The sequence below is a fragment of the Thermoleptolyngbya sp. PKUAC-SCTB121 genome (assembly GCF_016919485.1).
Taxonomy (GTDB): domain Bacteria; phylum Cyanobacteriota; class Cyanobacteriia; order Elainellales; family Elainellaceae; genus Thermoleptolyngbya; species Thermoleptolyngbya sichuanensis.
On record NZ_CP070366.1, the window covers coordinates 5,344,592 to 5,368,722 of the forward strand.

The following is a 24,131-nucleotide window of genomic DNA, read 5'->3' on the forward strand; positions in this document are numbered from 1 at the left end:
AGATTTTCTGCAAATTCTTCCACTATAACTTCTTCCACCGCGACCGGTTTCACTGCAGAGGATTCCACAGCATCTCATTGCAACCGATTCCACTGCAGCCTATCTCACAGCGCTGGCAATCGCCTGCACGGCCTGGTTTCTCCCCTGCTCCTTTGCCCGATAGAGCGCACCGTCAGCCTCCATGAGCAAGGTTTCTGGCGACTCCTCTGGATGAGGAATCAGAGTGGCAATACCAATGCTGAGGGTAACGCGATCGCTAATGTCGGACTGGCAATGGGCAATGGCCAGATCGCGCACCGCAGCCTGAATTAGCGCGGCAATTTGGGCGGCTCCGTCGGCAGTAGTATTGGGCAACAAGACTGCAAACTCTTCTCCACCGTAGCGGGCAACCAAGTCAGCCGGACGCTTGGCAGCCTGGGCGATCGCCCCAGCAATTTGCCTCAGGCAGTCATCCCCCGCCTGATGTCCATAGGCATCGTTGTAGCGCTTGAAATAGTCCACATCGCACAGCAGCAGAGACAGCGACTGCTGCTCGCGGGCACACCGTCGCCACTCCTGTTCCAAGCACACATCCCAGCGGCGGCGATTGGCCACCTGCGTCAGCCCGTCCAGATTCGCCAAGATTTCTAGCTTTTCATTCGCGGCTTGCAGGGCTAGCTCAATCTGCTTGCGGCTGGTGATGTCGCGCACCGTCACTGCAAAGCCGTCGCCCAGCTTTACTGCAATGTAGTGATACCAGCGATCGCCCTCTGAGGTGGAATAGGCCAGGTCGCTCTCCAGCGTTTCGCCCGTCTCCACCACGTCCACAAACTTCTGAAACAGCCCCGGATCAATCTGCTGCACCAGTCGCCGCAGAGCCAAGTTGCCAATCAGTTCCTCACGGGTTTTGCCCAGCATCTTCGCCACCACCGGATTCACCACCAGGCAGCGAAAATCGCCAATCGTGCCGCCCACATCGCGCACCGCCTGCATCGCCGCAATGCCATCGAGGGAACTGTTCAAAATGCTAGACAGCAGCGCCCGCGATTGGTAGAGAATTTCTTCTGTCTCGCGACGGATGAGAACTTCCTGCTGAAGTTGCTGCTTTTGCCGCTGAATCGTAAGCTGGCTTTCGAGGCGGGCGACGACTTCCTCCACCTGAAACGGCTTGGTAATGTAGTCCACCCCGCCCACCTGAAACGCCTCGACCTTATCCAGCAGATCGTCGAGGGCGCTGATAAAAATCACCGGGATGTCCCGCGTCGTCTCGTTTGCTTTGAGCGACTCACAAACCTGATAGCCATCCATGTCGGGCATTTTGATATCCAGCAAGATGGCATCGGGGGGTTTGGCGACGGCCGTGCGCAGGGCCATCGCGCCGCTGGTGACGCTCCGCACCTGATACCCCTGCTGGGTCAGGATATCGGTCAGCAGCCGCAGGTTTTCGGGGATATCGTCTACAAGGAGGACGCTGCCTTTGGGTTCAGCCTTGGGACTAGGGTTCATAGCTGCTCAGCATCAGGAATAGGGGCGGTTGAACCAGGAAGTGCTTCAACCCACTCCAGGATTTTGTCAAAGCGAAACTGGTGACTCCATTGGCTCAGATCTTGGGCTAGGGCGGCATGGGTCATGGAAACTTGGGCGATCAGCGCCTCAACTTGGGCACTGTCAGCCTCTAGGGCTGCGGTGTACAGGGCGGCCTTCCAGGCATCCGGCAGATCCTGCAAATCTGGCGAGTGCAGGTCGGCTGGCGGTTCCTGCTCTCGGCTGCCCGACTCACTTTCGTCATACAGGAAGACCACGCCGAGGTGCTTGGAGATCGCATCAAAAATGTTCTGTTCGTGAAACGGCTTGCGAAGAAAATCATCGCAGCCCGCCGACAAAATCACCACTTTTTCCTCTTCTAGCACACTGGCCGTCAGAGCAATCACGGCGGTTGCCTGGCCTTTGGTCGTCGCCTTGATCCGCTGGGTTGCCTCGTAGCCATCCATCACGGGCATTCGCATATCCATCCAGATCAGATGCGGTTCCCAATCATTCCAGATTTCGATGCCCTCCAGACCGTTGCTGGCTTCGCGGACTTCAAACCCTAGCGGACTCAGCAGCTTCACCAGCAGACGGCGGTTCACCTCTTTGTCGTCTACCACCAGGATGCGGTAGGTGGGTTGTCCCGAAGCCAGCCCCCGCACACGCCGCCGAGCAGGTTGCAGATCGAGCGGGGCCGCCTCCGAGAGGCTGGCTTGGATATAGAAGGCGATCGCCGTGCCCACTCCCAGTTCACTACTCACAGCAATATCGCCGCCCATAAGATGGATAAACTTGCGGCTAATCGCCAGCCCCAGCCCCGTGCCTTCCTGCGACTCCTTGCCCGCCTGAGTTTGGGTAAAGGCTTCAAACAGATGGGACAATTCCTTCGGTGCGATGCCAACGCCTGTATCACGCACTTCAAAGTAAATCGGCAGAGTGGCGGCAGGCAGCGTCTGAGCCGGAAGCACTAGCGGCGTAGGGCTGGGCGGATGGGTAGAGACATGCAGCGATACGGAACCTGCCTGCGTAAACTTGATGCCGTTGCTCAGCAGATTGATCAATACCTGGCGCAGTTTCATTTCATCGGTTTGGATATATTGCGGCAGGTCATCGCTGCGGGTGACCGTCAGCAGCACATCTTTGCTCTCAGCCCGCAAGTAGAGCATGTCTTCCAAATCGCTGAGCAGCCGATGCAGGTTAAAACTCTTGAGATTAAGCGTGGTTTTGCCCGCTTCGATTTTGGAGATGTCCAGAATGTTGTTGATCAGCGTTAGCAGATATTCGCCGCTGCGATAGATGATGCCCACATTTTCGCGCTGGTCTGGCGGCAGACTGCTAGAGCGCAGGGTCAGTTGCGAAAAGCCCAGCACTGCATTCAGGGGCGATCGCAGTTCGTGGCTCATGTTGGCGATAAAGGTGCTTTTGGCTTCGTTTGCCACCTCTGCCTTTTCTTTGGCCAATTCCAACTGCCGGTTTGATTCGGCCAGTTCTGCGGTGCGCTCCTGCACCCGCTGCTCCAGCGTATCGAAGGAGTCGCGCAACTGGTGTCCCATCTGGTTAAAGGATTGGGCCAGAGTTTCCAGTTCGGCAATGCCGTTGACCTCGACCGTTTGCGCCAGATCACCCTCGGCGATCGCCTGGGCTGCCTGATTCAGCTTCAAAATCGGGCGAGCAATCCAGCGGCTAGTCAGCACACCGATGCCCGCTGCCAGCACCAGGGCCCCTAGCGAGAGCCACCGCGTCAGACGGTTGTTGGCGTTGATCTCAGCCATGAAGTCGGATTCGGGTATGGCAACCACAATCAGCCAGTCCAGCCCATACTCGTCATGAAACGGCGATACTTGGGCAAACTGGCGATCGCCCCCCAGCAGCCGAAACTCAAGCTGCTGCACTTGGTCGATCTGCCGCAAATCATCAAACTGTTGTTCCAAGTAGTGAGCCGTTGCGCTAACCAGGGGATTCTGACTATCACGGGCAGGCAAAAGTTGAATGTCTTCTCCAGCATTAATCAGCAGATTCTCTTCGTCGGCAGTAGAGCTAGCGATTAGCTCACCTTTTCGGGAGAGAATAAAGGTTTCCCCGGTCTTGCCGACTTTCAGTTGACTCAAAAAATGGTTTAACTCCAAAGAGGGAACCAGGTCTGTAGCGCAGACTCCCAATAGCCGTCCTGAGCCTTCCTCGTACACGGGCGTGCTAGCCGTTAGCACGGGCACTTGATCGTCAAAGTCCAGGTAAATGTTGCTCCAGTTTGGCTTTTGCTGTCGCTTCGCCTTTTGATACCAAGGGCGGGTGCGGGGATCATATTCCCAGTCTAGCGACCCAACTGGGCTACTTCGATTACCGACCTCATCAATCTGGTAGTAGTGGTAAAAACGCTGGGGACTTGGCTTAGATATTAGAACGTATACACCTTGATTGCCCCTAAACTGCCCTAATCCCATAAAGGAGCCGTCTTCAACGCCGCAGTAAATCAGGTTGTTCGCTGGAAAGCTGCGGCTCTGCTTCCAAAATATGTACACCCCTTTGGCGCGAGAAGGGTCTAAGTCCCCCTGTCGAAGGGCGATTGTATTCAGGTCATTGATTACAAAAGGCGACTCGACATAGGTACTTACCTCCTGCTGAATGCGGGCAGTCAGCTCATTGCGTAGCTCCAGTGCCAAATGATTGACCGCTCTCTGGCTATTGCGATAGGACAGGTAGCCGATGAGCGCAGTCGTTCCAGCAAGCTGTAGCAAAAAGGGTAAAACCAAGAGTGCCTGAAGCGGCAGTTTGCGTCCAAGGCGCGAATTAAAAACACCCATAGAGTCTGAAGCGGTTGCAATGAGTCAGCGGGGCCAGAGAGGGGGGACGGATGAAGACAGCGCGGTCAAAATGGCAGGGCTTGCAACGGACTGCCAGTAGACTGGACAGGTCAATCAAAACAGACCGATAAGGCTAGATGCCAAGGTTCGAGATAGAGGTAATAGAGATACCCGTATATTTCCCGAATTTAGCAACGGGCTAACGTTGTTTCTAGCAACCAGATTGGCAGTCTTGCGGTTGTCAATGAACCCAATCTGTGGGTTCAATTTGTAGCCCCAATCTGTCTGGAGAAAGTCAGCGCAGCGGCTCGCAGCTTAAACCGTGGCTAGAGGCATGGCGCGGTATGATCTTGCTTTGATGCAGAATCCGGATCGAAGAAAGCTTATGCCGTTTTCAATGCCGCTGGGCAGGTTAGCGCAAAATCTGGGCGCTCGGTTGCACCACTGGTCTGCGCAGGTGAATCAAACGCCGATCGCCCAGGTGACGACCGACAGCCGCAGCCTCAGTCCGGGGGATCTATTTTTGGCGCTGCGAGGCGATCGCTTCGATGGTCATGCCTTTGTCAAGCAGGTTCTAGCGCAGGGGGCGATCGCCGCTGTCGTGTCTGACCTTCCCCCCAATGCAGTCGGGCCGATGCTCCAGGTCAGCGACACGCTGTCGGCCTATCAGCAGCTAGGCACGCTCTGGCGGCGGCAGTTTTCTGGGCCCGTCGTGGCTATCACGGGTTCCGTCGGCAAGACGACCACTAAGGAGCTAATTGCCGCCGTGCTGGAAACCCGCGGCCCTGTCCTCAAAACCCGCGCCAACTATAACAACGAAATCGGCGTTCCCAAAACCCTGCTGGAACTGGGGCCCGAGCATCAGTTTGCCGTGATCGAAATGGGAATGCGGGCGGCAGGCGAAATTGCACTGCTAGGACAAATCGCGGAACCCGATATTGCGGTGATTACCAACGTCGGCACGTCCCACATCGGGCGGCTGGGGTCTGAGCAGGCGATCGCCGAGGCCAAATGTGAACTGCTCCACGAGCTAGACTCAGCGGGCGCAGCCGTGCTGAACCACGACAATCTGCGGCTGATGGACACGGCCGCCCGCGTGTGGCGCGGCAAAACAATCACCTACGGGCTAGAAGGCGGCGACCTGCGGGGCGAACTGGTCGATGCTCACACGCTGCGGGTTGACGACACCCTGCTGCCCCTGCCGCTGCCGGGCCGCCACAACGCGCTGAACTATCTGGCAGCGCTGGCGGTTGCAAAACTGCTGGGGCTAAGCTGGCAGCCGCTCACCGCTGGGTTGACCGTGGAATTGCCCCAAGGACGGGCGCGGCGGCTAGACTTGCCCAATGATGTAGTGATTCTGGATGAAACCTACAACGCGGGGCTGGAGTCTATGCTGGCGGCGCTGCGGCTGCTGGCAGATACGCCCGGTTCTCGCCGAATTGCGGTGCTGGGCACGATGAAGGAACTGGGCGATCGCTCCCTCGAATTTCACCAGCAGGTCGGCGCGGCGGTGCAAGACCTCAAGCTAGACGCGCTTTTAATCCTGGCTGACCCCGCCGAAGCCGAGGCCCTCGCTGTCGGAGCCAGGGGCATTCCCACCGAGCGCTTCACCACCCATGCCGAAGTCGTAGACTGGCTGAGGCAGAACGTGACTGCGGGCGATCGCCTCCTGTTCAAAGCCTCCCGCGCCGTTGGGCTAGATCAGGTGGTAAGTTGGTTTTTGGACACGCCATGAAGACGATACTCGCTTCCGCAACGCACAATCTTACGAATCACAGGTCTTTGACGGCTGCTAAAGCTGGCTCTAAAGCTGCTTCTTGAGCAGCAGCGACTCCGCCATTGCTCGATCAACCGGAGACGAGAACAAATAGCCCTGGCCGTATTCACAGCCCATTGCCATCAGTTGCACCAGTTGTTCCAGCGTCTCCACGCCCTCAGCAATGACGCTCATCCGCAGGGTTTCCGCCAAGCTCAAAATGGTTTTCACGATTGCCTGACTTTCTACGCTGATGCCCGCCTGGTGAATAAAGGAGCGGTCGATCTTGACGCTGTGGATGGGCAGGCTGTGAAGCTGGCTGAGGGATAAAAAGCCCATGCCAAAGTCGTCAATGCAAAGCTGCACGCCCAGATCGGTCAATCCGTACAGGTTTTGGGCAATCGCCTCTATATCCGCTCGCAGCAGCGCCTCCGCAAACTCCAGACGCAAACAGTTGGGCCGCAACCCGGTTTCCGACAAAATTCGCCCCACCTGTCCAATCAGCTTGGGCTGGACGAACTGCTTTTCCGTCAGGTTGACGCTCATCGTCATCGACCCATCCGCCAATCCCTGCCTCTGCCACTGCTGCATTTGCTGACACGCCTGACGCAGCACCCATTCCTCCAGCATCAGAATCAGCCCCGTTTCGGTGGCAATGTCGATGAACTTGCCGGGTGGCACAAGTCCCTGGGTGGGATGCTGCCACCGCATCAGCACCTCAAACCCTCGCACCCGGCGACTTTGCAGCGCCACAATCGGCTGATAGTGCAGCTCCAGTTCCTGCTGATCTAGGGCCCGCCGCAAATCTGCTTCGAGTTGCACCTGGGTAAACACCTGGGTTTGGCGCGTGCCGTCAAACAATTCGTGGCAAGCTTTGCCCCGATGCTTAGCGCGATACATCGCAATGTCGGCATCCCGCAGCAAGTCTTCCAAGTTTTGGTAAGGCTGACCGGTTTCCCGGTGATGGCTCAGTGCAATGCCGACGCTGGCGCTAATGTGAACCTGATGCCCCTGGAGGCAAAAAGCCCAGCCGAGTTGCTCCTGAATCCTTTCTGCAACATGGATCGCGTCGTCGGCACTTTGAATGTCTTCTAGCAGGATAGCAAACTCATCGCCACCCAGTCGTGCCACGGTGTCGCCGCCCCGCACGCAGTCTTGCAGCCGCTGGCTAACCTGGATCAGCAATTGGTCGCCCAGCAAATGACCAAGGCTGTCATTCACCTGCTTGAACCGATCCAGATCGACAAACAGCACAGCAAACTGGTGCCCCGGACGGCGCGGCAGCGCATTCAGGGCGGTCTTCAGTCGGTTCATAAACAGGGCCCGGTTGGGCAGACTGGTCAACGAATCATGGAAGGCGTTGAGAAAAAGCTGCTCTTCGGACTGCTTGCGGGTGGTGATATCTTCGACAGTGCCTTCGTAATACAGCAGGTCGCCGCGACTGTTGTAGACGCAGTGGGCATTTTCCGAGATCCAGATGGGCGTGCCATCGCGCCGATAAATCAGCGATTCAAAATTGGAGACGCGCCCGTGTTCCTGCATGAGCCGGATGAATTCGCTGCGGCGGTTTGGATCGACGTAGATTTGGTGCTGAATGCTGTGGATGTTAGCGATTAGGTCTTCTGGAGACTTGAAGCCGTAGATGCGAACCAAGGCGGGGTTGACGTTGAGATAGCGTCCTTCCGGTGTGGTTTGAAAGATGCCCTCAATGGCATTTTCAAAAATGCTGCGGTAGCGGGCTTCGGCTTCTCGCAGGGCGGCTTCGGCCCGTTTGCGATCGCTAATATCTCGGCAGATACACACCAGATGGCTGTCGGCGATGCGCGTCAGGCTGATTTCCTGCGGAAACGTGGTGCCGTCTGGCCGCAGGGCGATCGCCTCACCACGCCACTGGGGCTGTCGGCTGAGGCTGGGCCAGATTTCAAGCTGAAACCGCCGCACTTCGCTGGGAATGTAGAACTGCTGCCAAGTCTGGCGGCTGAGGGTCTCATCGGGTGGATAACCAAACTGGCGCAGATAGGCCGGGTTGGCATAGCGAAAGGCTCCTTTTGCATCGAATACGGCTATTCCGTCGGCTGCTGCCTCAATCGCCGCTCGCTGCCACCACAGATCCGCCAGGTTATCCAGCGCGGCGTTGGCGCAGAGAAGTTCCCGCTGGCTATTGAGCAGGGCGATCGCCTGAGATACTTTTCCCAAAAGGGAGGATAGGTCTTGCGCCAGTGCATCGGTCTGTGTTCGGACTTGAAAGCAGTGTGCCGGGAGCCAGGTGTCGCGGAAGTGGAACTCGTCTGACTCAGGGAACGCGGACTCTGACAGCCGCTCCTGAAAATTCGATTGCCCAAATTGCATCTCAACTAGCCTCGATCCTGGGAAAAAGGAAATCACAACGGTCTGATATTGTGGAAATTTGAATCTTCTCTGAAAGCGACTCGCGTCAAAAATATTGCGAGTCGCAAAGACTGCCCCCAGAGATTCTCAATTGCAAAATCAGCAGTTTTTCTGGAAAACTTGGAAGCAATCAGAACAATACTTCAGAGCAGTCGAAATATTGCTTCCTTACTTCAGTTTTAGGAATAAAATTCTCTCTTCTCCGTCCGTTTGAAAGCCCATATCTATCGGCAACATAACGGAGCCACTCCTCCGTATTGATGCCTACGTAGCCAGATAGTTGCTTCTCTCAAAAAGTTAGAATTTTGATTAACTGATCTTCTTATTTTTGAAAAATTACATTTGAAGAATTATTCTTGAGAGATGTATATCGGACTCGAATAAGTGATTCTTTGAGCAGTCAAACGGCTAAGACTTCAAAAGGATTTCGCGCTAAATACAGCCTAGAGCGATCGCATCCGGCACGATTAACAAGGAGGATTTATTATTTTTTAAATACAGGTAAAGAGCGAAATGGACATCCTAGAAATCCTCAGACAGGACTACCGTAATTTCCCCAAATCTCAGACCTTCAGCGCCTATGCAGAGGACGTTTATTTTCGCGATCCAATGACAGAGTTTCGCGGGCGCGATCGCTACGAACGCATGATCGGCTTTATTCAGACCTGGTTCCTCGACCCCCAGCTCGATCTGCACCAGATTCAGCAAACGGGCGCAGATATCCGCACCGATTGGACGCTCAGTTGGACGACACCGCTGCCCTGGAAGCCCCGCATCGCCATCACAGGCTGGAGCGAAATGACCGTCAATGAACAGGGGCTAATCACGTCCCACATCGACTACTGGCACTGTTCGCGGCTCGACGTGCTGCGGCAGCATTTCAGCGTTCGCCAGAGATCCTCATGAACCTCTGAACAGGTCTTTAGCGGAGCATCTGGCGCGTTGACAAGGGGCGATCGCCCTACTGACCGACTCGCTCCAATCCCGCGCCAAACGCCCCATCTGCCTGCAAAACCCGATACATTAGAGGAATGTAACCATTCTTCACGAAATCGCTGGGCACTCATGCGCGTAATCTTAATGACCGGAAAGGGCGGCGTTGGCAAAACTTCGGTGGCTGCCGCAACAGGCTTGCGGTGTGCAGAACTGGGCTACCGTACCCTTGTGCTCAGCACTGATCCCGCCCACTCCCTGGCCGACAGCTTCGACATGGAACTGGGGCACGACCCGCGCCCGGTCAAGCCAAACCTCTGGGGCGCAGAGCTAGACGCGCTGATGGAGCTAGAGGGCAACTGGGGAGCCGTGAAGCGCTATATTACGCAGGTACTCCAGGCGCGGGGTCTGGAAGGCGTAGAGGCGGAAGAACTGGCGATTCTCCCTGGCATGGACGAAATCTTCAGCCTGGTGCGGATGAAGCGCCACTATGACGAAGGCGATTTCGATGTCCTGATTATCGACTCTGCACCAACGGGTACAGCCCTGCGGCTGCTGAGTCTGCCGGAGGTGGCGGGCTGGTATATGCGCCGATTCTACAAGCCCTTGCAAGCGGTGTCTGCGGCGCTGCGGCCGCTGGTAGAGCCGCTGTTTCGTCCCGTTGCGGGCTTTTCCCTGCCCAACCAGGAAGTGATGGACGCGCCCTACGAGTTTTATCAGCAGATCGAAGCCCTGGAAAAGGTGCTGACCGACAACACCCAGACCTCAGTGCGTCTGGTCACGAATCCCGAAAAGATGGTGATAAAGGAATCCCTGCGGGCCCATGCGTACCTCAGCCTCTACAACGTGGCAACCGACATGGTGGTGGCCAACCGCATCATCCCCAACGAGGTGAGCGATCCCTTCTTTCAGCGCTGGAAGGAAAATCAGCAGCAATATCGCCAGGAAATTCACGAAAACTTTCACCCACTGCCTGTGAAAGAAGTGCCGCTCTATTCTGAGGAACTTTGCGGATTGGCGGCGCTGGAGCGACTGAAGGAAACGCTCTATGCCGACGAAGACCCGGCCCAGGTCTACTACAAAGAGACGACGATGCGCGTGGTGCAGGAACAGAACCAATACAGCCTGGAGCTTTACTTACCCGGCATTCCCAAAGACAAGATCGAACTCAGCAAGTCGGCCGACGAGCTAAACGTCCGCATTGGCAACCATCGCCGAAATCTGGTGCTGCCCCAGGCATTGGCAGCGCTGCAACCCGCCGGGGCAAAGATGGAAGAGGATTACTTGAAAATTCGCTTTGCTAACTAGCCGCACCCCCCCCCAGCCACGAAATAGCCCAAAATAGCCGCAAGCCACGAAATAGACCCTGTAGAGCGACAGCCACTTTACACAGCCATAGGACTTACGCAGTTGGACGATTTCTCGCGGGCTGCGCCCGCGAGAAATCGTCCAAACCCCAGAAACCTTAATTGCAAGTGCGTAAGTCCTAAGCCACTCTCCAGGGTCTAGCTTTTGGTTCAGGAACCGGGTTCAGGAACCAAGCGTCCTGGTTCCCTTGAAGCTTGCTCACATGAAGCTCGCTCACATAAACTAGCTCACATAAAAGTCCCGTGTGCCCTTGGCGCGGATAGCATCGTCGAGCCGGTTCAGCGCGTGGACGTAGGCGGCGGTGCGGAGGTCGATGTCTTGCTCTTGGGCGATCGCCCAGATATGTTCCGTCTCCTGCTTCATGGCAAACTCCAGCCGATGGTTCACCTTGTCGGCCGACCAGTAGAAGCCGTTTCGATTTTGCACCCACTCGAAGTAGCTTACCGTCACGCCGCCCGCGTTCACTAGGATATCGGGAAAGACCTGGATGCCACGATTTTCCAAAATGGCATCGGCATCAGAAGTGACAGGGCCATTGGCGACCTCAAAGATATAGCGAGCCTGGATGCGGCCGGCGTTTTCAGCGGTAATCTGATTTTCCAGTGCAGCGGGCACCAGCACGTCTACATCCAGCTCCAACAACTGCTCGTTGGTAATGGTGGAATGCTCCTGGTCGTTGCACACGCTGCCTTCACAGTAAACCGCCTTGAGCCTGCGGCTAGACTCCTTAATTTGCCGCACGCTGGGAATATCGAGTCCTTGGGAAGCGTACACCCCGCCCTGGGAATCGCTAACGGCGACCACTTTATAGCCCGCCTTATAAAGCAGTTCTGCAATGATCGACCCGGCATTGCCAAAGCCCTGCACCGCAACGGTCGTGTTTTCGGGCGATTTTCCCAGACGCGGCAAAACGGTTTGCATCACAAAGAATGCGCCCATTGCGGTGGCCGACTCGCGCCCCTGGCTGCCGCCCATCGTGATTGGCTTGCCCGTCACCACCGCAGGCGTAATCTTGCGCTGAATAATGCTGTACTGATCCATCATCCAGCCCATCACCATTGGGTTCGTGTAGACATCGGGGGCGGGGATGTCGATGTCGGGGCCAATAAAGTCGGCGATCGCATCTACATAGCCCCGCGTCAGCCGCTCCAGTTCAAACTTCGACAGTTCCTTGGGGTTGAGCGTGATGCCACCCTTTGCGCCGCCAAAGGGCAGGTTCAGCACGGCGCACTTAAAGGTCATCCAAAACGCCAGCGATTGCACTTCGTCCAGCGTCACGCCGGGGTGATAGCGCACGCCGCCTTTGGTGGGGCCACGGCTGTCGTCGTAGCGCACGCGATAGCCCTGGAAGATTCGCAGCGAACCGTCATCCATCCGCACTGGAATCGACACCACCAAGCTGGACTTGGGATAGCGCAGCCGCTCCGCCACATCCTCGTTGATCGAGACATATTTCAGCGCCTTTTCCAGTCGTCGATTGGCATCCGACAGCGTGCTGTGGGCGGCCCCATCGAGGAGACTCTTGCCTGCGCTGCCGTTGAGGGCGGCGTGAGTAGCAGAGTCTGCTGCGGCGTTGGACAGCAAGTTAACCATAAATTTCTCCTTTTGGGACGGGCAGTAAGGGATTTGAGGCGATCGCCCTGTCCGCATCTGTTTCTATAATGCCCAATAAACGGTATATTTCGCTACTTTTTAATATTTCAACAAGATTGGCGAAGTGTTTCAGGCCGCAGCCAATTTCGAGAAGACCCGACGCACATAATCCAAATCCAGGTCATTAAAATAGTCGATCGCCCAGTTGGCACGGCGCTGCATCATGTGAAACGGGTAGGTATTGGCAATGCCGACGACCTGCATTCCTGCCCGTTTCGCCGCTTCGATGCCTGCGAACGTGTCTTCAATCGCAAGACATTCTGATGGTTGCAGATTGAGTCCAGAAATGGCTTCGTTCAGCCGCTGCACCCCCAGCAAGTAGCCGTCTGGCTCTGGCTTGCTGGCGGCAATTTCGTCACCCGCCACAATGACTTTGAAATAGTCCGCCAGGTTTAGCCGGGCCAGCACCGTTTCAATTTCTGCTCGCACGGCTCCGCTGACGATCGCCATCGGCAGTTGCGCCGCTCGAATTTGAAAGATCAAATCCTCCAGTCCCGGATAGCTGGGCAGCTTTTCAATTTCCTCAATCTGCAACTGGTAATAGCGCGACTTGCGGGCTACTAGCTCATCCAGGTACGTGTCGGTGACGATGCGCCCGCGCCGCGACAGCAGTTCTCGAATGCAAGCGCGATCGCTCCGCCCCACACAGATTTCCCGATACTCCTCTGGCTTCGGGCGCAGGTTCTCTTCCACCAGCAGCTTTTCTAGCAGCCGTTGGTGCAGCGGTTCGTCGTTGATAATGACACCGTTGAAGTCGAAGAGAATCGCGCGGAGAGACATGGGCAAAGAGAGAGGAACAAAGAGGGAAGAGAGAAGAACGAAGACGGAAGAACGAAGAGGGAAGAGGTTGCGTTTTTCGTTTTTCGTTCTTCGTTTTTAGTTTTTTCCGTCACTTCTTCTCACATCATCTCATCCTCCCCTCACCGCCTCGCTGCGCCAATTCCATGCCCACTGGCGATCGCCCTCTCCTAGCGGCGTGGCAAACTCCACCGAGCGCACCTGCTGCCCTGGCAGCGGTTTTACGCCCTGCGTGATTTGGTGAATCACCCACAGGCTGTCGGTTTGCACCGCGCCAAACCCGGCCTTGCCCATCCAGGCATCGACGCTGCCTGCGGCGTAGGCTTTGATGTAGGGTTCTTCAAAAATTTCCGCGAGCCACTCGGTCTGGCGGATCACGCTCTGGTTGCCGTCTAGCACCAGCACTTGTCCGCCGACGGTCAGCAAGCGAAAGGCTTCCCGCAGGATGGTCTGGGCGACTTCGGGCGGCGTTTCGTGGAACAGTAGCGTGGCGGTAACGAGATCGAAGCTGGCATCGGGAAAGCCCGTCTGCTCAGCGTTTTGATGGACAAACTGGATATCGAGACGATTCCCGTAGGGATCGCTGCGCGAATCGCCCTTCGCTTTATCTTCTGCCACCGCCAGCATGTAGGGCGACAGATCCAGCCCGATCACCTCTGCCTGGGGGAACGCCCGCTTTAGCATCCGCGTCGAGGTGCCCGTGCCGCAGCCCAAGTCCAGAATTCGCCGGGGACTGCCCTGCACTCGCTCCAGCAGCGCCTTGCGAACCCAGGTTTCGTTCGGCGGCAGTGCGTATTGCGTAATCGGGTCGTAGGACAGCGCCGCTTCTAGGCTGAGATAGCCACCCTCGATGCTGTGAAAATTCTGGCTGCTGTAATAGCTGGGGTATTCTACCGCTGGGTTGCGGAGGCGATCGCTCTCTTGCTGCCAATCGCGACTCTGGTAATAGCGCAGAATCGCGTCCCGGTCGATCAGGAAGGTTTTGACGACCGGAGCCAGAAATCGCTCAAAAATGGTGTCATTGCGGACAGGCATAGGGCGATCGCGCCTCAAACGCGCCTCCAGGAGTTGAGTGCAGTCGTTTCGATTCTTGTTTGTAACGAATTGTTACATCAAGATTGTACCCCGATTCTACGGGTCAACAAGCAGGCTCCAGCACCCTTGCAAGCCTCTAGAACTAGCAGATTTCCTCGACCACGAAAGCACTGTAGAAAAAGGCTTTGTCTTGGCGGTGCAGGGCTTCGGCCAGTTCGGGCAGGGGGCGCAGTTGATCTGCCATCCCCTCTGGTCGGCTGCGGGGAGCCAGCATATTCCAATACACCAAGCGGCCGCCCGGTTTGCCCACTTGCGCCAGCCGATGCAGCAGGTGGTAATAGTTGGGCAGCGACAGATACTCGAAAATGTCGCTTAGGTTAAAGCGGGCGATCGCCCCGTGGGGCAGGCGCTTCAGATAATCTTCTACCGAGCAGCAGTGCCACTCCAGTCGATGCAGGTTGGCCCGAATCGTGTCAAAGTGTTCGGGCTGAAGCGCGAGGGGTAGCGCCGTCAGATGTTGACCCGTAAGAATCCATTGCAAATAGGGATTTTCAGCGGGGTCGAGCTGGGTGAGGGCGTAGCGGGTGCGGCTGAGGATGCGGCTAGCCACGTCGCCGTCTACATACTTGAAGAAGCTGGGGTCGCGCCCCATCCGCCCCATCACCAGCCGCGAAAAGAAAATCCGAAACATCAGCCGCCAGCGCCAAGTGTCCCACTCGCGCCGATAAAACCGCTCACACTGCTCCGGCGGGCCGCCCTCTAACAGCCGCATCACTTGGCGGCGCGAGTGAACCAGCGGCAGCACGCGGCGGCGAAACAGGTCAAAATAGCGCTCGAATTTGCCTGCGTGCCCGATACCCCGCTCGATCTCGGCTGGATGGGTATCCCAGAAGTAGCACACATCTGGCGAAAGCTGGCTGCGGCAGCGCTGGTAAAGTTCCGGTCGGTTGCGGCCCGGACGCGAGCCAATCAGCACCAGCAGTTCCTCATGCTCTAGCTCACGGTAGGCCGCGACCCGCAGTTCCAAACACGCCAACTGCGCCGGGCTGAGGTCGAGAGCGATGACTCGCGCCGGGTCTTGGGTAAGCATGGCCAGGGCATTGTCTCCCGCAGAGGCGATCGCCAGACAAGTGTCGCCGGGGCGGATATCCAGCGCCTCCAGCAAAATTTCGGCATCTTCCCAACACTGGGCGTAGCGGATATAGGAAAAGTCGGCCCGGCGCTGCACCTCTGAGGCAGCCTGGGGCAGGGGAGCCTGCGGTATGGATTTTCGGGGCGCATGGCCACTCAAGTCGCCCGTTGGTTCCTCGGTTTCGTCGTCTACTCTACTCAACATACACCTGCGCCCTCCTGAGACGCTTCGACGGTGGAAGCCCGCAAGATGGTTCCCGTGCTGCCGTCCATTTCCACCCAGTCGCCCGTTTGCAGCGCCGTGGTCACGCCGGGAATCGACACAATTGCTGGAATGCCCATCTCCCGCGCCACAATTGCCGCATGGGACAGCAGACTGCCCCTTTCCACCAATACGCCCGCCGCCGCCGGAAACAGCATGATCCAGCCCGGATCGGTGCGTTCGGCCACCAGGATGCTGCCCGGTTTTAGTACGGCGGTTTTGGGGTCGGTAATGACCTGCACCGGAGCGCGGACGCGGCCAGGGCAGCAGCCCAACCCTTGCAGGGTGCTGGCGTTTTGCGGCATTTGGGAACTGGCGGGTTGGGGAGTTGGCAACTGGAGGCGATCGCCCGGTGGGGGCAATTCTCGATAGCGGTCGAATTCGGCGCGACGGACATGCACCAGTCCCTTCAGGTCGTGGCAGGTGGCCGTGCCGTCGAGCTTGCCCAAGAGTTCCTCTAGCTCTAGATAAAAGACATCGCGGGGATCATCCAGCCAGCCCTCGGCATAAAAGCGGCGACCCAGTTCCACGGCGATGCGCCGCACCCGCCCAAACACGCGAGTCCGCTCGAAGCGCAAATTTTCGCGATCGCGCACCCGTGCCCTCGCGTTCTGAAGCACCCAGTTGAACAGGAACCGCCTCAGGGGAGCAGCCCGGAGGGACTGCTGCACCTGAGCTTCGGCGCGATGGCGCAGGGAGGGCTGGGGGACTGGGGCGATTGGCTCCATGCCGCCCTCCATGCCGCCGGATGCTTGCCCCCTGACGGCTGCCAAACTGCCCACAGAGCGCAGGAGCATCAGCGGATCGTCCTGCAATGTGGGGCTTTCAAGCTTTAGTTCTTCTAGGCAGCGATCGCCAAATTTGGCCAAGTAATCCTCATATTGCGCCTGAAATGCAGGAAAGGCAGAGAGCTTGGCGCGAATGTCCCAGAGGGAACCCCGTTGCAGCAACTCGACAAGGGCAGGCGACTGGGCAGCGGTGTGGGCCATCTGCTGAATGCGGCGGGCGGGTTCGGCGCTGATCATGCCGCCTTCGCCGCTGATCAGGTCGTTTTGCAGGGTTCCGGCAGCGTCGCCACACCAAGCGGCGGTGAGCTTTCGCAGCACGCCGTAAAAGATCATGGCGAAGAAGTCGTTCACAAGGGGCGCATCCCAGCGGGTCAAAAGCTGGCGCTCTAGATCGTAGTAATGGGCGACGAGTTCTTCGGCACTGCGAGTGTCTAGCGAGGCAGCGGGCAGGCTGAGGGCCGCATCCAGACGAGCATAAAATCGGCGAATCTGATCCGGTAAGGTTAGATAATTTTTCACCAGACCCAGCAGCGTTTTGACCAGACGCAGGCTATCGCGAATCTTATCCTGGGCAGTGGCCTGCTGGAGCGTGGCGAGGACATCGGCAGGAAGCTCCTCCTTCACGCCCATCATCTGTTCCATAAAGCGGCGATTTACCTGGAATCCGGGCAGCAGCGCCAGCACGCGATACCAGTTCAGCAAGTTGTAGTAAATCCGCCCCTGCACCAGCCCCAGCAGACAGCGGAAGGTGGAGTCCTGCTGGGCGATCGCCCCTTCCGCAACGCCCATCATCCGGCAAAATTCTCGATACACCGCTTCGTAGGCGCGGCGGGCAAAGGAAAAGGTGAGCGGCGTGGTGATGCCACCGTAGCTCTCAGCAATGTTGCTGTTGTCCCAGATGACCAAGCGGCTGTCGGGGTCGGGCTGGCCGCGCAGGGTAGTGATGGGGCGCGATTGCAGGAGGTAAAGCCGGCCCTGGGCGATCGCCCATTCGATATCCTGCGGACAGGCAAAGTGGCGCTCGGCGCGGCGGGCAAGCTGGGCAATGTCGCGCACCTGCGCCAGAGTCAGCACTGGGTTTGCGGGGTCTTGCGGTTGCGCGGAGAGAATTTCGCCGCCCCGATTCACCGTCCAGGTGTCTGCATCCGACTCGCCAGAGACGAGGGTTTCGCCCACGCCCCGCACCGCCGACACCACCGCCACGCCCCGCTGATGGGTAATCGGGTTGGCGCTGAACGCCACGCCAGCCAGCTCTGCACTCACCATGCGCTGCACCAGCACGGCCGGCGGCGGGGGCGGTTCCGTTAGCCCATGCTCGCGGCGATAGGCCAGCAGGCGATCGCTCGTCGCCGATTGCCACACCTGCACAATGCGATCGCCCACTTGCTCCGGCGGCACAAACAAATAGCTCTCTAGCTGCCCCGCAAACGACAGCGTTGCGCCATCCTCCTCCACCGCCGATGAGCGCACGGCGACGAGTTCCCCCTGGGGACACAAGCGGGCGATCGCCGCCCCCAGTTCTGCCCTCACCGCCTCGGTCAGCGCGACTCCCTGCCCTGCGGTGAACGCTTCCGGCGACACCACAAACCAGTCGGGAATCGGAAACTCGCCCGTTGCGGAATGCTGCAAATCGTAGAGCGATCGCGCCTTGCCGCCGAGTTGATCAGGCGGGAGGTCGGGGTCAGCAGAAAAGAGGATAAAAGACATAAGGGAGAGGGAGAGGGAAAAATGGAATAAAGAAAAACGAAAAAGGAAAAATGGATCTTCGCTCTTCATTCTTCATTCTTCGCTTTTCTCTCTTCGTTCTTCGTTCTTCGTTCTTCATTCTTCTCTCTTCGTTCTTCATTCTTCTCTCTTTCCCCCTCCAACACTCCCTACCTGACCCAGAACGGCACCAGGCCCAGAATCAGGCACACGCCCAGCACCCAAAAGCCCGTCACGCCCTGAAAGGCATCGGCCCAGGCGGGAACAGGGCGGGCAAGGAAGCGCCAGGAAGCGACCATCGCCAGGGTGAGCAGGGGCAGCACGGCCAGAACCCCCAGGGGCAGGATGCCGACGGCGCGGGCGGCCATGAGCGTGGCGATCGCCATCAGCCAGATCACCGTCAACCATGCGATCGCGGCTCGCTGCACCCCCCACAGCGCCGTGTAGGTTTCCACACCAGGTTCCTCGTCCTGGGGAGCGCGAATTTTGCGGCCGATTTCGATGGACAGACTAATGAAATAGCTGACCCCGCAAAACCAGAGCATTCGCCAGTCGGGCAGAGCCTGGGCGATCGCCCAGTCACACGCCATTGCAAACCCCGCCATCAGCGGCAAAATCACCGCGTGGGATAGCAGATACACTACAGGACGCGCCTTGAGCCAGCGCGGGGCAAAAAACTCGCGGGTCATCAGCCCCAGATATGCCCACACCAGTCCTAGCATTCCCACCAGCGATCGCCCGACTGCAAGTGACAGTCCCAATTGCAGCACACCTGCGGCGATCGCCACCCAACCCAACTCCGTCAGCGTCACCAAACCGCGCGGCACGGGGCGATAGGGGCGAAACTGGCGATCGGTGTCAGCATCTTTGAACTCATCCGCAACGCGCAATTGCAGGAAAAACAGAAACAGACAAGGGAAGGCGATCGCCCATGCACCCACTGGAAACGCCGCCGCGCCCCGCACCAGCGCCCCATAGCCCACCGCCCCCGCCGCAAACGCCGCAATCAGCAGCCCGTTGGTCAGTAGGGGAAAGCGTTCTTTTTGGTAAGTCCACCAGCGGTTCATGGCAAAACAGGCTCATCAAAACAAACTCAACTGCTGCGGTTCTTCGGGGGGTTGGGCGATCGCATCCCAGGGCAAAGGGGGCACCGGTGCGCCCGCCTGCTCTAGCCAGTATTGAAACTGTCTGGCATTGCGGGGAGAATGTTCCTCCACGGGGCAATGGATAAATAAGTAAACTCGCTTGTCGGCTTGCAGCCATTCGGTGATTTGCCGTGCCCAGTCCTGAAAGTAAGGTTCGTTGAAGTCGAGGCTGGGATGGCTAATGTAGCGAATCAGCGCCGTGTCGGTGGTGAGGGTTTTGTGGAGCGGAACACGGGGCTTTTTGCGCTCCGACCGGATCTGGGGGTCGTCGGGGCAGTCGTAAATCGGGCGCGTGTCGAGTAAGACGCGGCTCGTGTGGTAGCCTGCCAGCAGATACGTTAGCTCGATGGTATTGACCTCTCGAAACCAGTCCAAATGCCGGACTTCAACGGCCAGCTCGGCGCGGTCGTGGGGCCAGCCCGCCAGAAATGCCCGCAGGTCGTCTTGCTGGGCAGGGCCATAGCTGGGCGGAAGCTGGAGAAACATCGGGCCGAGGCGATCGCCCAGTCCTGCCATGCGATCCAAAAAGGCGATCGCCGCTGGCAGTTGCGGAGCCAGCAAGCCCTGATGCGACACATCGCGCGGCAGCTTAGGGCAAAAGTGAAACCCCGCAGGCGTGTCCATCACCCAACGCTGCACGGTCTGCTCGTCGGGCGTGGAATAAAAGGTGGTGTTGCCTTCCACGGTTGTAAACCGCTGCCCATAAAGCCGCAGAAAATCCGCCGACCGACTCCCGCTGGGATACAATCCGCCCACCCAGGCTTTATATGCCCAAATCGCGCAGCCAATCCGAAACATAGCGAAACCGCAGGGGTTGCGAGTAGGTTAAGTATTCAAGAACAGTATTCAAGAATAAAACGGCCCTCTGCTTTTTAACGCTAACATCTGATTCAGACGGAATGAGCGATCGCCCTTCTTTCAATCGCTATATCCTTGGCGCAGCCTTTTGGCGATCGCCCTCATTTTGCAGCACCAACACTTCTGGGCGATCGCCCCCATTGATTTTGACTGATTTTGATTTTGACTGATTTTGACCCCGGACTGCGAAATGTTCGTCCACAAGGGCTTTGTGAGGTTCATCCTCCACGATTGGCTCAGTGCCACAAACGGCTCTGGAAGTCTTTCAACTCCGGATCTGAATGGGCATCACCAGATAGGTCATTTTCAGTCCACCCAGCGGCGTTAGAATTGCCGGACTCGTCGCCGTGTTGCACTGCATCTGCACCTCACTCGTGTTCAGCGCCTTCAGCCCTTCCAGCAGATAGCGGACGTTGAAGGCAATATCTAAACTATCGCCAGAGATCTGGGCCGGAAGCGCCTCGCGACCGCTACCCACGTCTGGCGCATCGACAGAAATCACCACTTCTTGCCCCGCAGTATCCAGGCTAAATTTCACGATGTTGTTTTTCTTGTCGGCCAGTACAGAAATACGCTCCAGCGCCCCAATCAGCAGCTTGCGCTCGACGGTCATCTGGCGCGAAAACTGACGAGGAATCAACTGGCGATAGTTGGGATACTGCCCTTCCAGCAGGCGACTGGTGAGGCGCTGATTGTCCCATTGAAACAGCAGTTGTCCCTGGTCAAATCGGAGGGCGATCGCCTCTCCTGCTGGGTGCAGTTGCAGCATCCGCTCCAGTTCCCGCAGTGCCTTGCCAGGAACCGTGACATCAAACGCCGTTTCAGCCCCACCATCTGCGGCCCCGTCTGCTGCGTCCGACTTCACGGTATTCACCACCGATAGCCGGTGTCCATCCGTCGCCGCAAACTCCATCTCATCAGCGGCTACTGCGATATGCACCCCCGTCAGCACTTGCTTGGTTTCATCTGTGCTAGCCGCAAACAGCGCCCCCCGCAGCCCATCGATCAATTGCTCCACCGGCAAATAGACCGCTTCCCCTGACTCCACCGTCGGCAATTCTGGATATTCGGTCGCGTCGAGGCCCTGCACCTGGTAGCGGCCCAGCGCCGAAGTCAGTGTGGCAAGGCTGCTGTCTGCCTCTGTACTGAGGGTGATTTCCTCATTGGGCAGGCGCGATACGATATCGCTCAGCAGCTTGGCGGGTAGCGTCAGCAGGCCCCCCTCTTCCACCTGCGCCGAAAAGCTCGTCTGCACCCCCAGGCTCAGGTCAAACCCTGTCAGGCTGATTTCCTGCTTGTCTTCGTCCGCGTGCATCAGCACGTTTGCTAGCACCGGATGACTCGGATTTGAGGGCACAGCACGGCTCACCAACGACAAGTGGGCATTGAGTTCGCTCTGTGGGCAGATAAGTTTCATGGCGGGAACAAAAAAGAACTCAGCAGGCAGGTTTGCGGAGCAGTGAACTGGGGAACCCTTTGGGAACCTTATAGCTAAAGCAGCTAAAGCGCCAATCGATAGCCGATCTCCAAAAGGGCTGGAACGTCATCCTAGCACCGTTGCCCGTCAGGTTTAAACTGGGCAAACAGGTGTGCAAACAGGCTCTCTTTTTGAGCGGGTTCGGAAAATTCTTTAAAGATAGAGAGGATAGTAGTAGAGGCTGTGGAAAGTGTGGAAAAAATTGGGGATCACAGGCCGACTCGTGATCAGAATCTGATCTCACCTGTGGAAAACTTGTGGAAAACGCCAGTCTTTTTCCACAGCATCCTTGAGATTCCCAGACTTTTCCACGATCGAAACCCGCTTTCCACGATCGTTTCAACAGGTTTTCCACAGAAATCCACAGGTTTTCCACAGGGTGAGGGTGGTAAGTTTTTTCCTTTCTTTAGAATCCTTTTAAGCACGGTTGGAAAACTTTGAAAAAATTGACCTGCTTCAGGGAAACCTGATTTTAGAGTATTGGAGGTATTCCAAGCCGGATACTAGTGGCATAAGGGTGTAAGCATTAGGGGTAGGTGTTGTCCGCTGGGCTCGACCCGCGATCAGGACTTGATTTCCCTCGACGCGACTGAACAGAGACGCGACTGAACAGATTTACATGACGACCGCATCCTGGAACCTAAGCCGTGTCAGACTTGCCTGAGCCTATTTCTACGTCTCGGTTGCATCCAGATGCCGACGGACTGTCTGATTTGGGTGCGGCTTCCGATGCCGTGCTGCGGGAGCAGGAGCAGTTTCTCCGCAGTATCTACGAGGGTGTGAACTTCTCGGTGTTTGTGTGCGACGTGCGGGAGAATGGCGACCTGTACGTGGCAGGGTGGAACCCCATCAGCGAGATGGATGTGGGCAAGCGCTCGGCGGATGTGGTTGGCAAGACGCTAGAAGAAGTGTTTGGCCCGGAGCAGGGTGGCGCGATCGCCCAGCGGTTTCGCACCTGCGTTGAACGGGCAGATGTGTATACCTATGAGGAACTGCGGATCTTTCAAGGGAAGGAACGCTGGTTTTTGACGACGCTGAATCCGCTGAAGGATTGCAAGGGGCGGGTGTATCGACTGGTGGGCACGGCGATGGATATCACCGATCGCCGTTTGGCTGAGGCGGCGCAGCGGGAGAGCGAGGAGCGGTTTCGACTGGTGGCTGAGCGCACGGGCCAGTTGATTTATGATTGCGATTTTCAGACGGGGCAGATTCTCTGGGCGGGGGCGATCGCCAGCATGACCGGGCACAGCCCCGAAGCGTTTCACCAATTTGGCTTTGAAGGCTGGAAAGAGCGGGTGCATCCTGAGGATTTGCCGGATGTGATGTCGCGGCTAGAGCGATCGCTGCAACTGCGGCTGCCCTATCAGGTGGAGGAATATCGCTTTCGCAAAGCAGACGGCAGCTATATCTACGTGCAGGACAGCGGCGCGTTTGTGGAAAACGAGGCGGGCGAGGTCTATCGCATGGTGGGCACCATTAGCGATATCACCGAGCGCAAGCAGGCCCAGGTGAAACTGCAACAGTCGGAAACCGAACTGCGGCAAAAGACGCAGGATTTGCAAGAAACGCTGATCGAGCTACAGCGCACCCAGAGCCAGATGATTCAAAACGAAAAAATGTCGAGTCTGGGGCAGCTCGTGGCGGGGGTGGCGCATGAAATCAACAACCCGGTGAACTTTATCTATGGCAACCTCACCTACGCCAGCCAATACATCCGGGAACTGCTAGACATTATCCATCTCTATCAGCAACACTATCCCGAACCACATTCCACGATCCAGGAACGTGCAGAAAAGGTGGATCTGGATTTTCTGATGCAGGATTTGCCGAAGCTGCTGGCCTCGATGAAGGTGGGGGCGGATCGCATTCAAAAGATTGTCGCGTCTCTGCGGACGTTTTCCCGCATGGACGAAGCCGAGATGAAGGTGGTGGACTTGCATGAGGGGATTGATAGTACGCTGATGATTTTGCAGCATCGGCTGAAGCCGCGCCCTGTGCCAGGAACCAAGGGGGAAGAGTGTGTGGCGATCGCCATTGAAAAAGACTATGGCGACCTGCCAGAAATTGAGTGCTACGCGGGTCAGATCAATCAGGTCTTTATGAACCTGCTGAGCAACGCGATGGATGCCCTGGAAGAAGAACTGGAGCGGCGACCGGGGTTTGAGCCGAAAATTTTGATTCGGACGCAGCGGGTGGGCGCAGATCGGGTGTGTGTGGCGATCGCCGACAATGGCCCCGGCATTCCGCCAGCCGTTCAGCAGCGGCTATTTGACCCGTTTTTTACCACAAAGCCCGTCGGTAAAGGAACGGGGCTGGGGCTGGCGATCAGCTATCAGGTGGTGGTCGAAAAGCATGGCGGCGATCTGCGCTGCCTCTCTGCCCCCGGCGAGGGCACCACGTTTGAAATTGAGATTCCCCTCGTTTCGGGGCAAACTCCAGAGTCTACCCAAAATTCGGCCCCCCCGGTAAACTAGGGAAGGGAAATATTACGTCTTGCTTAACGTAGAGCTTAATCGCGAGTTTTATGC

At 57.3% G+C, this 24,131-nt stretch carries 16 protein-coding genes; 5 read left to right on the top strand and 11 right to left on the bottom strand.

Annotated features, from left to right (window positions below; all coding sequences use genetic code 11):
• Positions 1–99 precede the first annotated feature (99 nt).
• Entirely contained in the window at positions 100–1,485 is a 1,386-nt protein-coding gene (locus JTM80_RS21885; protein WP_205370295.1) for a diguanylate cyclase domain-containing protein, read from the bottom strand.
• Positions 1,482–4,307, bottom strand: coding sequence for a response regulator (locus JTM80_RS21890; protein ID WP_205370297.1), 2,826 nt, complete (start codon positions 4,305–4,307; stop codon positions 1,482–1,484). The genes JTM80_RS21885 and JTM80_RS21890 overlap by 4 nt, the downstream gene beginning before the upstream one ends.
• A gap of 385 nt (positions 4,308–4,692) precedes the next feature.
• Here JTM80_RS21890 and murF point away from each other — a divergent pair, with 385 nt between their 5' ends.
• Positions 4,693–6,042: a UDP-N-acetylmuramoyl-tripeptide--D-alanyl-D-alanine ligase gene (gene murF / locus JTM80_RS21895; protein WP_172353489.1), complete on the top strand. Its 1,350-nt coding sequence runs from the start codon at positions 4,693–4,695 to the stop codon at positions 6,040–6,042.
• A gap of 69 nt (positions 6,043–6,111) precedes the next feature.
• On the opposite strand, the gene JTM80_RS21900 is transcribed toward murF, so the two are convergent.
• Positions 6,112–8,412 carry a bifunctional diguanylate cyclase/phosphodiesterase gene (locus JTM80_RS21900; protein ID WP_172353490.1) on the bottom strand — a complete coding sequence of 767 codons (2,301 nt, stop codon included), beginning with the start codon at positions 8,410–8,412 and terminating at the stop codon, positions 6,112–6,114.
• A 552-nt stretch (positions 8,413–8,964) separates the two neighbouring features.
• Here JTM80_RS21900 and JTM80_RS21905 point away from each other — a divergent pair.
• Entirely contained in the window at positions 8,965–9,357 is a 393-nt protein-coding gene (locus tag JTM80_RS21905) for a DUF2358 domain-containing protein (RefSeq protein ID WP_172353491.1), read from the top strand.
• A gap of 159 nt (positions 9,358–9,516) precedes the next feature.
• The gene (locus JTM80_RS21910) at positions 9,517–10,692 is read left to right on the top strand and encodes a TRC40/GET3/ArsA family transport-energizing ATPase (protein WP_172353492.1); all 1,176 of its coding nucleotides are present in this window, start codon (positions 9,517–9,519) and stop codon (positions 10,690–10,692) included.
• Positions 10,693–10,974: 282 nt separating this feature from the next.
• Here JTM80_RS21910 and JTM80_RS21915 read toward each other — a convergent pair whose 3' ends face one another.
• The 7 genes from JTM80_RS21915 to JTM80_RS21945 form a co-directional block, all read right to left on the bottom strand.
• Entirely contained in the window at positions 10,975–12,345 is a 1,371-nt protein-coding gene (locus JTM80_RS21915) for a Glu/Leu/Phe/Val dehydrogenase (protein ID WP_172353493.1), read from the bottom strand.
• Positions 12,346–12,474: 129 nt separating this feature from the next.
• A complete protein-coding gene (locus tag JTM80_RS21920; RefSeq protein WP_172353494.1) occupies positions 12,475–13,185 on the bottom strand; it encodes an HAD family phosphatase in 711 nt (236 codons plus the stop codon).
• A gap of 129 nt (positions 13,186–13,314) precedes the next feature.
• Complete coding sequence (locus tag JTM80_RS21925) at positions 13,315–14,238, bottom strand: class I SAM-dependent methyltransferase (protein ID WP_172353495.1); 924 nt, start codon at positions 14,236–14,238, stop codon at positions 13,315–13,317.
• A gap of 142 nt (positions 14,239–14,380) precedes the next feature.
• A complete protein-coding gene (locus JTM80_RS21930) occupies positions 14,381–15,574 on the bottom strand; it encodes a DUF3419 family protein (protein ID WP_172353496.1) in 1,194 nt (397 codons plus the stop codon).
• Entirely contained in the window at positions 15,568–18,126 is a 2,559-nt protein-coding gene (locus JTM80_RS21935; protein ID WP_205370298.1) for a PEP/pyruvate-binding domain-containing protein, read from the bottom strand. Before JTM80_RS21935 ends, JTM80_RS21930 begins: the two co-directional genes overlap by 7 nt.
• A gap of 167 nt (positions 18,127–18,293) precedes the next feature.
• Positions 18,294–19,190 carry a UbiA family prenyltransferase gene (locus JTM80_RS21940; RefSeq protein ID WP_172353498.1) on the bottom strand — a complete coding sequence of 299 codons (897 nt, stop codon included), beginning with the start codon at positions 19,188–19,190 and terminating at the stop codon, positions 18,294–18,296.
• A gap of 15 nt (positions 19,191–19,205) precedes the next feature.
• Positions 19,206–20,066, bottom strand: coding sequence for a DUF72 domain-containing protein (locus JTM80_RS21945; RefSeq protein WP_172353499.1), 861 nt, complete (start codon positions 20,064–20,066; stop codon positions 19,206–19,208).
• A 101-nt stretch (positions 20,067–20,167) separates the two neighbouring features.
• Between JTM80_RS21945 and JTM80_RS23285 the strand changes: the two genes are divergently transcribed.
• Positions 20,168–20,296, top strand: a complete 129-nt coding sequence (locus JTM80_RS23285) for a hypothetical protein (protein WP_255548846.1) — start codon at positions 20,168–20,170, stop codon at positions 20,294–20,296.
• A 95-nt stretch (positions 20,297–20,391) separates the two neighbouring features.
• Here the strand turns inward: JTM80_RS23285 and dnaN are convergent, their stop codons facing one another.
• A complete protein-coding gene (dnaN, locus tag JTM80_RS21950) occupies positions 20,392–21,543 on the bottom strand; it encodes a DNA polymerase III subunit beta (protein ID WP_172353500.1) in 1,152 nt (383 codons plus the stop codon).
• 707 nt (positions 21,544–22,250) lie between these two features.
• Here dnaN and JTM80_RS21955 point away from each other — a divergent pair.
• Positions 22,251–24,077 (top strand): PAS domain S-box protein, encoded by a 1,827-nt coding sequence (locus JTM80_RS21955; protein ID WP_205370299.1) that lies wholly within the window; start codon positions 22,251–22,253, stop codon positions 24,075–24,077.
• Positions 24,078–24,131: the final 54 nt, after the last annotated feature.